General features: G+C 68.9%; 16 protein-coding genes. 10 read left to right on the forward strand and 6 right to left on the reverse strand.

Features of this window, described 5'->3' with window-relative positions; genetic code table 11:
• Positions 1-54: 54 nt before the first annotated feature.
• Positions 55-594: a hypothetical protein gene (locus M2283_RS22865; RefSeq protein WP_280878211.1), complete on the reverse strand. Its 540-nt coding sequence runs from the start codon at positions 592-594 to the stop codon at positions 55-57.
• A gap of 173 nt (positions 595-767) precedes the next feature.
• On the opposite strand from M2283_RS22865, the gene M2283_RS22870 reads away from it, so the two are divergent.
• The 3 genes from M2283_RS22870 to M2283_RS22880 all read left to right on the forward strand — a co-directional run bounded on the left by M2283_RS22870 (position 768) and on the right by M2283_RS22880 (position 2473).
• Positions 768-1331, forward strand: coding sequence for a hypothetical protein (locus tag M2283_RS22870; protein WP_280878710.1), 564 nt, complete (start codon positions 768-770; stop codon positions 1329-1331).
• On the forward strand, positions 1273-1785 hold the full coding sequence (locus tag M2283_RS22875; protein WP_432423113.1) for a DUF4291 family protein: 513 nt from the start codon (positions 1273-1275) through the stop codon (positions 1783-1785). Before M2283_RS22870 ends, M2283_RS22875 begins: the two co-directional genes overlap by 59 nt.
• A gap of 271 nt (positions 1786-2056) precedes the next feature.
• Complete coding sequence (locus M2283_RS22880; protein ID WP_280878212.1) at positions 2057-2473, forward strand: hypothetical protein; 417 nt, start codon at positions 2057-2059, stop codon at positions 2471-2473.
• A gap of 309 nt (positions 2474-2782) precedes the next feature.
• Here the strand turns inward: M2283_RS22880 and M2283_RS22885 are convergent, their stop codons facing one another.
• Positions 2783-3478, reverse strand: coding sequence for a hypothetical protein (locus tag M2283_RS22885; RefSeq protein ID WP_280878213.1), 696 nt, complete (start codon positions 3476-3478; stop codon positions 2783-2785).
• A gap of 798 nt (positions 3479-4276) precedes the next feature.
• Here M2283_RS22885 and M2283_RS22890 point away from each other — a divergent pair.
• From M2283_RS22890 to M2283_RS22900, 3 genes are all read left to right on the forward strand, one after another.
• On the forward strand, positions 4277-4822 hold the full coding sequence (locus tag M2283_RS22890) for a WD40/YVTN/BNR-like repeat-containing protein (RefSeq protein WP_280878214.1): 546 nt from the start codon (positions 4277-4279) through the stop codon (positions 4820-4822).
• 152 nt (positions 4823-4974) lie between these two features.
• The gene (locus tag M2283_RS22895; RefSeq protein WP_280878711.1) at positions 4975-5895 is read left to right on the forward strand and encodes a DUF5829 family protein; all 921 of its coding nucleotides are present in this window, start codon (positions 4975-4977) and stop codon (positions 5893-5895) included.
• 194 nt (positions 5896-6089) lie between these two features.
• Positions 6090-6821, forward strand: coding sequence for a hypothetical protein (locus M2283_RS22900; protein ID WP_280878215.1), 732 nt, complete (start codon positions 6090-6092; stop codon positions 6819-6821).
• Here the strand turns inward: M2283_RS22900 and M2283_RS22905 are convergent.
• On the reverse strand, positions 6768-7700 hold the full coding sequence (locus M2283_RS22905) for a helix-turn-helix transcriptional regulator (RefSeq protein WP_280878216.1): 933 nt from the start codon (positions 7698-7700) through the stop codon (positions 6768-6770). The genes M2283_RS22900 and M2283_RS22905 overlap by 54 nt on opposite strands.
• Before the next feature lie 135 nt (positions 7701-7835).
• Between M2283_RS22905 and M2283_RS22910 the strand changes: the two genes are divergently transcribed.
• Positions 7836-8573, forward strand: a complete 738-nt coding sequence (locus M2283_RS22910) for an SDR family oxidoreductase (protein WP_280878217.1) — start codon at positions 7836-7838, stop codon at positions 8571-8573.
• Positions 8574-8613: 40 nt separating this feature from the next.
• Here the strand turns inward: M2283_RS22910 and M2283_RS22915 are convergent, their stop codons facing one another.
• A complete protein-coding gene (locus tag M2283_RS22915; protein WP_280878218.1) occupies positions 8614-9072 on the reverse strand; it encodes a hypothetical protein in 459 nt (152 codons plus the stop codon).
• Positions 9073-9216: 144 nt separating this feature from the next.
• Between M2283_RS22915 and M2283_RS22920 the strand changes: the two genes are divergently transcribed.
• The 3 genes from M2283_RS22920 to M2283_RS22930 all read left to right on the forward strand — a co-directional run bounded on the left by M2283_RS22920 (position 9217) and on the right by M2283_RS22930 (position 11496).
• Positions 9217-9621, forward strand: a complete 405-nt coding sequence (locus tag M2283_RS22920; RefSeq protein ID WP_280878219.1) for a MerR family transcriptional regulator — start codon at positions 9217-9219, stop codon at positions 9619-9621.
• A 64-nt stretch (positions 9622-9685) separates the two neighbouring features.
• The gene (locus tag M2283_RS22925; RefSeq protein ID WP_280878220.1) at positions 9686-10813 is read left to right on the forward strand and encodes a serine hydrolase domain-containing protein; all 1128 of its coding nucleotides are present in this window, start codon (positions 9686-9688) and stop codon (positions 10811-10813) included.
• Between the two features lie 116 nt (positions 10814-10929).
• Positions 10930-11496: a DUF3885 domain-containing protein gene (locus tag M2283_RS22930; RefSeq protein WP_280878221.1), complete on the forward strand. Its 567-nt coding sequence runs from the start codon at positions 10930-10932 to the stop codon at positions 11494-11496.
• Positions 11497-11525: 29 nt separating this feature from the next.
• Here M2283_RS22930 and M2283_RS22935 read toward each other — a convergent pair whose 3' ends face one another.
• Positions 11526-12293: an SDR family oxidoreductase gene (locus tag M2283_RS22935; RefSeq protein ID WP_280878222.1), complete on the reverse strand. Its 768-nt coding sequence runs from the start codon at positions 12291-12293 to the stop codon at positions 11526-11528.
• 102 nt (positions 12294-12395) lie between these two features.
• Entirely contained in the window at positions 12396-12779 is a 384-nt protein-coding gene (locus tag M2283_RS22940) for a VOC family protein (RefSeq protein WP_280878223.1), read from the reverse strand.
• Positions 12780-12859: the final 80 nt, after the last annotated feature.

Here is a 12859-nt window from a genome sequence, read left to right on the forward strand (position 1 = left end):
CACCACAGGTCAGACGGCCATCCACCTGGAATTCCGGTGGCCATCAGCCTGGACTCAACTGGCCGCACACCTGGACTTTGCCACGGCCGCCGTCACGGTGAGCGACTGTGCAGGGACGGCGGTCCAGTCCGGCCGGCCTACGACGGCGACGTGGCCGTGCTCGTGCGCCGCTTCGTCCTGCCAGTCGTCGGGCGGTGCCATGAGGACACGGAGTGACTGTTCGTCGAGCCACTCCAGGCCCAGAACCTGACGGCCGAGTTCGCGCTCGATGAGAGAGACGACCGCGCCCGCATTGAGGTGCAGAAGTAGTAGCTCGCCCTCGAAGAAGTAGCCACCGTCGTACCTTCCGGTGCCTACCGCAAGCAGCGAACGTCTGGGATGGAAGGCCATCGCGCGTACGGGGAAGCGCGAGCGGATGAGCGCACTGCGGACGAAGGCGCGGCTCTTGTAGACCGCAACCGGGGTGCCTCTGCCGTGCACATCCGTGCCTGCCGCCGCCAGAAGGCCGCGCCGCTCGTCGTGGACGACCAAGAGGGGGTCGCCGATCCCGAGAAATGCCCAGCCATCGGGGGGATGTTCGTTGGAAGCCGCCATGCCGTGATCTTCTCAACTGCCGGGTTGCGAGGGCAGGGTGGTCATCGACCCTGGATCATGAAGAGGTGATCAAGCGGCTCAGGAGGGCAGAAGCGGTGGAGCAACCCGTTCGCGAACAGACGCTTTCCGCGTACCAGCGGGCCCTGCGGGATCGACTCCTCGCCGCCCCCGTGATGCCCGCGCCCGAACCCTGGCGGCCCGTCTTCGAGTACAAGTACGGCGTCCCTGTCGGAGGACTTCTCGGGATCGGCTTCGCGACGCACCCCGACAGCGGCCATGACCTGGTGATGGTCGTCTCCAACGACGGTCATGGCCTCTTCGACGCCGTTACCGGGGAGAAGATCGCCAGGGACCGCGACCCCGACCCCGAGGACAGCACCCCCGACGCGGCCGCCGACCTGACCTGCCCCGGACTGGGCCCGATCGCCGGCAGCCGCGTACACATCGCAGGGCTCTTCGGCGGAGGACTGCACGCCACGACCGGGGACGGCTGGACCCTGGAGGCCGTCACCCCGGCCTGGCCCAACGATCGTGTGCTGCTCTCGAGTGACGGCGGACTCCCCCACTCCGGCCCGCACGGAGAGCAGTGGTGGCACATCTTCCACTCCTCGTACTCGGAACTACGAGCCTTCGGCTTCTCTCCCTCCGGGGAGACCATCGCCGTCGCGACGAGCAGCGATGTGTCTCTGTGGACCTGCCGCCCTGAGCACACCAACGGCAGCGACGTTCAGCGCTGACCAGCCCGCGACGCGAGCCCGCGACTGCCCGGGCCACAAGGTCTGCGAACGCGGCCTGATGTGGATCAAGCCGTCGTTCCTGTGGATGATGTACCGCTGCGGCCGGAGCACGAAGGCAGGTCAGGAGACCGTGCTGGCCGTCGAGATCACCCGCGACGGTTTCGAGTGGGCGCTGGCTCGTGTCCAGTGGGACCCCGAACGGGACCCGCGCCTGCAACCCCTGCCGCGCCGGTCGCTGCAACTCGGCCTCTCCGGTGAGGCGGTACGCCGCTACGCGGACGAGTGGACGGTCTCCTTGCGCGACGTGACCCCGCTCGTCCGCGAGATCCATGCTCTTGTCCGTGAGATCCATGCCCTCGTCAGCGACGGTGACCAGGACTCCGCGGCCCGACTGTTGCACCAGGGAGGCCCTTATCCCGTTGGAGACGAGCTTCCTGCCCATCTACAGGGATGACGGGCTGCTTCGCTCACCAGCCGGCTGGACCCGATGAGGGCATATGGCAGCGCTGGCTCGCCGGGGCGGGTGTCCGGCCCGAGTAACACGTCCGAGGCTCAGGCCCGCCAGACCGCCGCGGCGCCGGGCATCACGTTCGTGGCATCGCGGCCAGGTCCGATGTGGTCTGGGCGATCCGGTTTCACTGGACGTCAGCCTTCCTGGGAACCGCTTTCAGTCAAACCACCGCTCGGGGGCATGATTCGCCGGCTCTCTCGCCACGATTACAGGCATGGCGACTTCGGGGGCACGGAGCAGTCGACTGGGTGGATTGGGACAGTGGTGGGGCGTCATCGCCGCCGCTGTTCTGATCGCCGCCTGGATCAACAGGGCCGCGGGACCTGTGGTCGTCGCGACCCTGTCGGCGGTGGTACTGATCTGGTGCTTCTTCCAGGCACCCGTGACATGTGGGGCACCCGTCAGGGGAAGGGAGGACGGTTGCCGGAACAACGCAACCGGACTTCTCATGGGCTGCTACATCCGCCAGCATCGGTGGCAGAAGCTGAAGATGCTGATCCTTCGACGGCAAGTACGCGAGTTCTGCTCCGGCCTCTTCTCAGACGGGAAGGCCGCTCTCGTGACACTGGCCGCAATCGGCAGTTTCCTCTCCGGGCTCATCGCTTTCATCCCTGGCGTGGCTCTGGGCTGACCTGTTCACAGGGACTCTGCGAGTCGCCGGGGCCACCCCGGCGACTCGCCAGCCGCGTCAGGCACCACGATCAGCAGCGATCTCGCGCACAGCCCGTGCGCATGCGGCCCACCGCGCTCCATTTCGGGTGCGCACCACCTTGACCGGCGGCTCCGCACAAGGCTTGCCGTGCCACGTGCACCGGGCTTCCCGAAAGGACACGCTCTTGGGGTCAAGCCCTTCGGGAAAGTCCGGCCACTCGTCAACCGACGTCATGCCGTGAGGCTAGTCATTGCCTGGGCACCACACAGCGGTTTCGCGCGAGCATCGCTAGACAGGCACGGGCATGTCGTCGGCTCCGTCCCGGACCGGGCTGACGGACACGGCGACGTAGCGGAACTCGCCCCCTGCTCCGTCCAGTTCGGAATACGGCTCCCAATCGAGGGGATACGCGCCCCGCAACGTGCACGTGTTCGGCTTATAGGTGCCCTCGGCCCACAACAGCGTGCCGGCGAGTTCACGACCCTGGTGGATCCTGAAGTCCCGATCCCGAGTCTGCGCCCGGCCGGGGCCAGGTGGTGTCCACAGGGACGCATCGTTGGTCAGCATGATGGCCAGACCGTTCTGGTCCGACCGGCGGCAGAAGCGTTCCAGCCGGGCTATGTCCCGAACGAAGTGCAAACGGGCGAGGTCTGTGGCGGCATGCCCCTTCAAGGCGTAGTCCTCGGCCGGAGTGCCTACCGCGCCTGCCCATGTCCGGGTGAAGTACTTGAACTCGATCGCTGTACGGGCCGAGGGACCGATGCACAGGAGGTCCAGGTATTCGCTCCTGCCCGACAGCCTCTGCGGTACCTCAAGCCGGGAGCGCACGTCCGGCGTCAACTCCCACAACACCCGGGCGAAACTGTGCTGAAGGTCGGCCTCGGAGTGGAACACCGGTCTGTGCCGACTCAGTTGCTCGATGACGTCGCCCAGTGAGATCTGCCCGGCGATAGTCGTGTCCGCGTCCATCGGTGCCTTGGTCACCGTGCCATTGAAGTGGTTTCTCAACGGAACTCTCAAGACACGGCACCCCTTTGTTCTGGCATGGGCGAGCTGGGTTCTCCTGTCCGATCGGCGTCGCCACGGCGGAGAGCCGACGGCTTCCTGGGCCCGATTGGGCTCGCCCGGAGCCGGTTGGGCTTCTGGGAATCGCACTTATTGCGCATGTTCCTCCCTCCCCGTACCCGCTAGCGTCCCGGAGACGGGACCCGCGCTTCTTCGGACGTTTCTGCGCGTGTGTGGTGCGGTCGGACTTGTTCTGGCTCTGAGTGAACCGGCTTTGGCGTCCTCGGCAGTGGCGAGAGGGCACCCTGTGGCATCGCCCTCGTGGCGCTTCACGCCGACCGCCACGGGCAACACCTTGATTTCGGTCGCCGTCGTGGACCACTCCTCCGTCTGGGCGGCCGGTGACGGGTTCAGGGGGTGGCGGGCGGTGCTGTGGTGCGGAGTGTGGATGGAGGGCGTTCCTCGCAGGACGTGACTCCTCCGGGAGGGGCGGGTGAGGAGTTTCGGGACGTCGAGGCGTTCGATCGTGATCATGCGCTCGTGCCGGCGCTGAACAACGGGGCAACCGGAGAGCCTCCGCGGATCTATCGGACGGTTGACGGCGGGGCCAGTTGGCAGCAGGTGTTTCGCGCCGCGGATCCGGACGCGTTCTTCTCGTGCATGGCCTTCTTCGACCATCAGCGCGGCCTCGTCGTGGGTGATGCTGTCGGAAGCAAGTTCCCTCTCCTCGAAACCGTTGACGGTGGCCGGAGTTGGCACCCGACGTCCGTCGGAGGGATGCCCGACACGGCGCCCGGCGCAGGTGCACTGGCGACCGGCACGTGTCTGGTCACCAGCGGCCGGCATGACGCGTGGTTCGGGACGACCGAGGTCAGCGGTGGTGGACACAACCCGCAGGTGTTCCACAGCCGGGACGGCGGGAGGAACTGGGCGGTGACCGGGACGCCGATATCCCGTGCGCCGGCGAACATCGCCTCGCTGTCCTTCCGGAATCCGAGGGACGGCCTGGCGGTGGGCGGCAGCTTCGACCGGGGGCAAGCGATCGATCTGGGTGCGGTCGCCCGTACGTACGACGGGGGCAGTTCGTGGGCGCTCGGTGGTACGCCGGCTGGCTTCAAGAACGGCGTTACGTGGATACCCGGCCGTCGGAACACCGCGATCGCCGTCGGTCCGGACGGGAGCGATGTCACGACCGACGGTGGGCGCACCTGGTCCCGTTTCGACCACACGCTCCTGCTGGGCATCAACTGTTCACCGCACGCGGGCTGTTGGGCCGTCGGTGAGGGCGGATTGGCGGCTCGGCTCGTATTTCCGCGGTATTGATCCTTTGGCGGTTCAGTGACCGCTCACTGCGCTGTCTCGCGGCACCTCCCAAAACGTCAACTGTCAAGCATTTCGGCCAGGTTCATAAAGTAGGGCGACCTCATCCTCCCCGCCCTACCATCCCCCACATGCTGATTCGTCGGACATTGCGGATGATCATCGTGCTCGCTGTGGCTCTCGCCGGAGCGATCGGGGGTGGGGTGGGGACGGCGCAGGCCGAGGGGAACCGGGCCTCGTACGATCGGCAGTTGTTGTTCTACAACCACAGCTATGGGGTGCTCGATCGGGAGACCGCCGACGCCATCGAACACTCCGCCTACCTGCGGGAGTTCGCCAACTTCGAGGTGCGGACCACGACCGGTGCCGGCGGGCAGACCTGGACCGGCCGGTATCTGATGGGCCGCGAGAGCTACCTGGAACTGTTCGGGGTCGGTGACCTCGCTGGCCAGGACGGTGCCTTCGGATCCGCCGGGCTGGGTCTGTCGACCGAGCGGGCGGGGGATCTGGCGACGGTCACCGAGCGGCTGAAGAGCGAGGGGGTCGCCGACCCCATCGAGTTCCTCCAGACCCGGGACTTCGGTGACGGGGTGCCCGTGCCGTGGTTCGACGCCATCCTCACCGACACCCAGTACGACGCCTTCGGTGCCTGGGCGATGGAGTACCGGCCGGAGTACTTCGCCGATCCTCGCGGCAAGACCGAGCCGCCGAGTTCTCCCGGTGACGTCGGCCGGGAGCGCTACCTCTCCGACGACTACCGCACCCACCTGATGCGTGACGTGACCTCCGTACGCATCGCGGTCACCGCGGCCGACCTCGCCGAAACCGTGCCGCTGCTGCGGGCCGGCGGGTTCACCGTCAAGAACGTGTCGGGCGGTGGCGTCGTCGCGGAGGGGGGCGGCACCACGATTCGGTTCGACTCCGTCCCGCACGAGCAAGTGGCGTACGAGCGGGTCGAGATGTCGCTCAACCGGCCCGTGAAGGACCGGCACGTGGAGCGGATCGGCAACTCGACCCTCACCGTCGGCCCCGGCAGCCGGGCGGTGTGGACGTTCGCCGACCACGACACCCCGTAGACAGGTAGAGAGCTCGGTAGACAGTGGGTGCGCTCCCTCGGCGAGGGGGCGCACCTTCACGTCTGGACAACCGGGGCCGGCCGGGCGTCACACGGTTTCGCGGGTGTTCCGGGGTCTTGTGGCGGGCCGGCGTTGTCAGAGCTTCCGCATACGCTCGGTCTCCTTCGAGGGTGGGGATTGGTGGAGCGGACGACATGAGTTTCGATCTTGCGGTGTGGTACGAACCCGGGCGGATCTCGGCGTCGTTGGCGGCCGAGAAGTACAAGTCGCTGTGTGACAGCAGCACTTCGGCGGCGGGGGTTGTCGTGAGCGACGCGGTGACCGCGTTCCATCGGGCGCTGGTCGTGGACTTTCCTGAGCTGTCGGACTCGGCGGCGGACTCCCCTCGGGTCGAGGCGTCCCCGTGGACGTCGGGTCTCGATGTGTCCGACGCTCACGTGATCATGCCGATCTCGTGGGGCCGGGCCGATGAGATCGCGCCCGCGGTACTCGCCCTCGCCGGCCGGCACGGGTTGGTCTGTTTCGACCCGCAAGCCGAGGTGCTCCACCTTCCGCCCGCGCTGCGCGAAGCGAATGGACTGGGCGGAACGGATGGAGCGGGGGTCTTGCGCCTTCAGCCGTGCGTCGGGCTGAATGTCGAGGGCCCCGACCTCGACGTGATCGACCGTGCCGTGCGCCAACTGTCGGCTGACAACTGGTTCCTGATCCTTGAGAAGCCCGAGGGCCGCTACGTCCAGGTCGGCCAAGGCCCCAACGCAGGTGTGAACGCAGGCGAGTTCGCCGTCGAGCATCGGGACGGTTCGATGGAGCGGCACTACCGCTGCGTCCTCAGCGACGAGGATCAAGTGGCCGTCATCTTCGCCGAGTTCGCGTCAGGTGCGGAGGCCTGGAGCGTCGATGTGCGCTGGGAGAGAATGTGGGGGTAGCGACATGACCGCTTGGGCGCTGTCGAAATAGATCACCAACGTCTGCTCCGGCTGCTCCGCCAGGTGGAACGCCGTGTACGCGTACTCGACCGCGCCGCGTCTCGGGTGCCGTAGCCGCTTGCGACCGCTGCGACGGGCTTGCACCTCGTACTGGGGCCACCAGGTCCGTACCTCCGCGCTGCCCTGCTTCAGGTCTTCGATCAGGCGGGTGTAGCGGGGGTCGTCGGGGTGGCGGGCGGTCAGGGTGCGGAGGCGGGCGAGGAGGCCGCGGGCCTCGGGTTCCCAGTCGACGAGGATGTGGCGGGCGGTCGGTTCGAGGAAGACCCAGCGGACGAAGTTGGCCGGCGGGTCGGCGCCTTCGGTATCGCCGACACCCGTACCCGTACCTGAGCCCTCGCCCTCCCCCTCACCCACACCCACACCCGCGATGAGCCCCGGGAACAGTTCCTCCGCCGCCCTGTTGTGGCTGAGCACGTCGTAGTTGCCCGCGATGACGTACGCCGGGTGCGGCTGGAGCAGGAGGGGGACGGCTGCGACCTCCGGTGTGAGCGATTCGCGTTCCTCGGGCTCGGGCAACGGGCGTCCGTGGCCGGCGAGTTGGAGGAGGTGGGTGCGCTCGTGGTCGTTGAGTCGTAGTGCCGTGGCGAGGGCGGTCAGGACCTGTTCGGAGGCGCGGACGTCTCGGCCCTGTTCGAGGTACGTGTACCAGGTGGCGCTCATGCCGGCCAGCAGTGCCAGTTCCTCCCGGCGGAGGCCCGGCGTGCGGCGGCGGCCCGTCAGGGGCAGGCCGACCTCGTCGGGGGTGAGCCGCTCTCGGCGACTGCGCAGGAAGGCGCCCAGCTGACGGCGTCGGTCCGGGTGGGCGGGCTGGTTCGGCATGGCGGATGGCACTCCCAGTACCAGAATAAGTTGATTCTGGATACCAGGCTAAATCATGAGGAGAGTGGTGTCAGCGGCGCAGCAGCACAGCGCCGCCGACCGAACGACAGAACCGACCAACGAGAGGACGACACCATGTCTGGAATTGCGGGGAAGGTCGTGGCGATCACAGGCGCGAGCGGCGGCATCGGCGAGGCCACCGCCCTGCTGCTCGCCGAGCGCGGCGCCCGGCTCGTCCTCGGCGCACGCCGGGACGAACAGCTCGCGGAGGTGGTGGCGCGGATCGAGAAGGCGGGCGGTACGGCTGTACACCTCCGTACCGACGTCACCCGGCCCGGCGACCTGCACGCCCTCGTCGCGCTGGCCCGCGACCGCTTCGGCCGGCTCGACGTGCTCGTCGGCAACGCGGGCGTCGGCACCATCTCGCCCCTCGACGACCTGCGCGTCGAGGAGTGGAACCGGATGGTCGACGTGAACGTTAAGGGCGTACTGCACGGGATCGGTGCCGCGCTGCCGGTCTTCCGGGCGCAGGGCAGCGGGCACTTCGTCACCGTCGCCTCCACCGCCGCGTTCCGTGTCGCGCCGGCGATGGCCGTCTACGCCGGCACCAAGGTGGCGGTACGGGCCATCTGCGAGGGGCTGCGGCAGGAGGCCGGCGCGGGGCTGCGGGTGACCACCGTCTCCCCCGGCATGACCGCGACCGGCTTCGCCGAGGCCTCCTCCAACAGCCAGGTCAGGGCGGACATCACGAAGATGCGGGACGAGTTCGCGATCCCGGCCGACGCGATCGCCCGCGCCATCGCGTTCGCCGTCGAACAGCCCGACGAGGTCGACGTCAACGAGATCGTCGTACGCCCCACGGCCCAGAGCTGACCCCTCCGACGGCGACCACGCACCGGGGCGTGCCGGCACGTCACGTGCTCGCCGCGCCCACCCGACGTCCGTCGCCCGGACCCACACCCCGACCCCGTACCCACGGCGCGAGTTGAAGGACCCCGAACGTCAACTCGACGGCGAGGAACAGCCACAGAAGCCGGGACACACCGTGGACGAGTGCGTACGCCTGCCACGTCGCGAAAAGGACCCGCGCGATGCCGTCGAACGCCCCGTACTCCGGCAGCGGTCTGACGATGCGCAGGGCGGCCCAGACGACCACCACCGAGCCCATCAGATTGGCGAACAGCGTCTGCCACGGGTCGAGTTCGGGTAGACCGCCGAGACCGAGCGCGCTCCCTGACGACGACAGTGCGTCGTGTACGAGGGCGTAGGTCCACGGGGTCGCGAACCCGGCCGTGACGACCAGGTCGTACCAGGCGCTCGCCCGTACGAGGCGGAGGTAGGCGGGATGCGCGGGCGTGCGAAGGCGGCTCACGGTGCGGCTCCTGCTGGTCTCGAGACTGACAACGGGGATGGATCGGGGACTGGTCTCGGGGGGTGGACTCGTGGAGGGAACGCTCGACGCTAAACAGTGGAGTACGGTCCAAGGTCAAGCCCGGCAGTTGACGGAGGGGCGCGCGTGCGCATCGGGGAACTTGCCGCGCAGGCAGGCATGACCAGGGACACGATCCGGTTCTACGAGAAGGTCGGCCTCGTCGAAGGCCGGCGGCTGCCCAACGGGTACCGGGACTTTCCGCCCGAGACGGTGGCCTGGTTGCAGTACGTCCGCACCGCGCAGGCCCTCGGGTTCTCGCTGTCGGAGATCGCGCGGAACGGCGAGAGACTGCGCGAGGCGCCGGACGACGCGGCGGAACTGTCCGCGCTCTTCGAGGAGAAGATCCAGGTCATCGACGCCCGTATCGCCGAACTCACCTCGCTGCGGGCCGACTTGGCCACCCGCGTCGGCACCGGATGCCCCCTGCGGGCCGCCGACCGGCCCGTCTCGTCGAACGGCGGCGGATTCGAGAAACTCGGACGGCGGTAGGCAGGGGCACGCGCCCTCGAAAACCAGTTGCCCCCGGGACCCCGTACCCGGCTCAATGCCATGTATGGCCGACATTCAGGGCTCTTACGACGACCTCTTCAACGCCGTGCCCAGCGCACTGGCCGCCCTCCTCGACGAGGGGGACGCCGGTGGGTCGGTGGCCGTCTTCGTGGACGGGGAGCCCGTGGTGGACGTGTGGGGCGGGTTCGCGGACGCGGCCCGCACCGTGCCGTGGCAGCGGGACACGATCGTCAACGTCTACTCCGTCACCAAGACGATGACCGCGCTCACCGCACTGGTCCTCGCCGACCGCGGTGAGCTGGACATGGACGCGCCCGTCGCCCGCTACTGGCCGGAGTTCGCGGCGGCCGGCAAGGACGGTGTGCTGGTACGGCATCTGCTCTCGCACACCGCGGGCGTGCCCGACTTCGAGGGACCGTGGTCCGCCGAGGACGTCTACGACTGGTCGTCCGCCACCGCCCGGCTCGCCGCGCAGGCCCCGGAGTGGGAACCGGGCACCGCCGCCGGGTACCACTCGCTCACCCAGGGGTTCCTGGTCGGCGAGGTCGTACGCCGGATCACCGGGCGCACCCCGGGCGAGTTCTTCGCCGAGGAGATCGCCGGACCGCTGGGCGCCGACTTCCACATGGGCCTTGCCGCCGAGCACGACCACCGGGTGGCGCTCACGGTCCCGCCGCCGTCCCACGACGAGGACTACACCTCCAGCGCTCCCGGGATCGGCGCACCAACTCCCGCCCCCGGTACGGGAATCCGCGTCCGGGACGGGAACAGCGTGGCCTGGCGCCGCGCCCAGATCCCCGCCGCGAGCGGTTTCGGCAACGCCCGTTCGGTCGCCCTCGTGCAGTCGGTGATGGCGTGCGGCGGATCGGTGGGCGAGGTACGACTGTTGTCGCGGGCGGGGTGCGATCGGGCGTGGGTGGAACAGTTCCAGGGCCAGGACCGCCTCCTGGGCATGCCTGTCCGATACGGCCTGGGCTACGGGCTGTTCGGCAACACCTACGGCTGGGGCGGCTGGGGCGGCTCCCTCGTCATGGTCGAACCCGACGCCCGTACGGCGATCGCCTACGTCACCAACCAGATGCGCGAACCCGGCGACGACAGCCGGGGGTTGGAGATGGTGATGGCCGCGTATGACGGCCTCCAGGGACTGCAGGCGAAGGCCGCCAGGTGAGCAACGGGGCGTCGTCGACGTCGACCGACGGGCTCACGCCCGCGACGCCCCCAGCACCCTCAACGCCCTCAGCGCCGGCACCGGCGCCGCCCTCAACACCAGCAGCCCTCCCGGAGTTGGCCGCCCTCTGGCGCGCCCGCCACCCATCGGTCCCGCCCTTCGCCCACACCTTCCGCACCACGTACCCGGACGTCTGGGTCCGCTTCCACAGCCTCCCCGGCTCGAAGCGCTACCCGGAGTCCGAGGACGAGTACGCGATCGTGCTGCACCGCTACAACACCGTCCTCGACGAGCTGTTCGCGGGCCGCGAGGTGTACGTCGTCACCGCGGACTGGTCGACCACGCCGACCGGCCCCGGCAGGTACCCGCTACGACAGCGGCTCCACCCGGACGGCGTCCGGTGGTGGATCGAGTCCGAAGAGGACGATCCCGACTCCGAGTTCCACATCCACTCCCGCTTCTACGCCGCCCTCCGCCCGTGGCAACACGGCTGCGCCGACGCCCTGTTGCGCGCTGTCGCCGACGACACGCTCGCCGAGGTCTTCGTCACCGACACCGAACTCCGCCGTATCCACGTCCCGTACGACGGCGGCGCGGACGTCCTGCTCACCACGCCCGCGGAGCGGGACGCACTGCGCGCCCGCCACCCCGACTGGCTCCCCCGCAACTCGGCCGGCCTCTGACGACCCGCCCCGCCCCCGAACACCCCGCCTCACCCCAACCGCTCCCCCAAGAACTCCTCCCACGTCCGCTTCCCGCACTCCGCCCCCTCCACCGTCAGGTTCGCCCCCGCCCGATACGCCCGCCCCACCTTCCCGGGCACCCGCACCGGCAGGGTCGGGCGGTTGCGGCGGCCGAGGAGTTGGCGGTACGGGCGGACCAGGGCGGGGAGGTCGTAGAGCTTGGGGCCGGTCAGGTCGGGGACCAGGCCGGCGGGGGCGTTGAGGGTCAACTCGACCAGCCGCGCAGCGACTTCGCAGGCGTCGACCGGTTGGAGGCGGAGGCCGCCGGGGGCCGGGAGGACGGGGAGCCTGGCCATCTTCTCGACCATCGTCAGCGCCAAGTCGTGGAACTGGGCCGCGCGGAGGGTGGTCCAGGGGATGCCGGAGTCGGCGATCGCCCGCTCCGATTCCAGCTTCGTCCGCACCCACGCCAGCGGGACCCGGTCCGCGCCGACGACCGAGATGTAGACGAGGTGGTGGACGCCGGACACGCGGGCCGCCCGTACCAGGTGGCGGGTCGCCTCGTCGTCGCCCTTGGGGCCGCCGGACAGGTGCAGGACGGTCTCCGTGCCGTCGAGCGCCGCTGCGATGCCCTCGCCCTTGAGCAGGTCGCCGGTGACGTACTCGACGCCGTCCGCCGAGGGGCGGCTGTGCCGGCTCAGGACGCGGACCTCGTGGCCGGCCGCCCGGAGGAGGGGGACGACGTGGCGCCCGAGGGTGCCGGTTCCGCCGGTGACCAGGATGGATGACGTCGACATGATCTGCGCTCCCTGTTCGTCATGATGCTCGGTGCCTTCACCGACATGACCCCTCGGCGCGGAGGAATGTGACAGACGAGAGGGAGAAGTTTTCGGCGGGGATCAACTCCCGCTGCCGTACGGCCTGGTGAGGATCTCCAGGCTGTGGCCGTTCGGGTCGTCGAAGTAGCTGCCGCGGCCGCCGTCGTTGTGGTTGATCTCGCCGGGGCGGTGGTGGAAGGGGTCCGCCCAGTAGGTCAGGCCCGCCTCCCGGACGCGGGCGAAGATGGTGTCGAAGTCGTCCTCCGAGACCAGGAACGCGTAGTGCTGCGGCGTGATGTCGCCGGCGGTGTCCATGTAGTCGAGCGTCACGCCGTTCGGGATCTCGACGGGGATGAACGGCCCGTACTGCGGGCTCACCTTCAGTCCCAGGATGTCGGCGAGGAACCGGGCCGACGTCTGCTTGTCATGTGCGGCGACGATGGTGTGGTTCAGCTGCACGGTCATCGTGTGGGCCTCCTCACGCCCAACATACTCCGCAAGGAAGTTAAGGTAAGGCTTGCCTTAACAGGATCAATGGCGATCGA

It is taken from the genome of Streptomyces pseudovenezuelae (assembly GCF_029892565.1).
Classification (GTDB): Bacteria; Actinomycetota; Actinomycetes; order Streptomycetales; family Streptomycetaceae; genus Streptomyces; species Streptomyces pseudovenezuelae_A.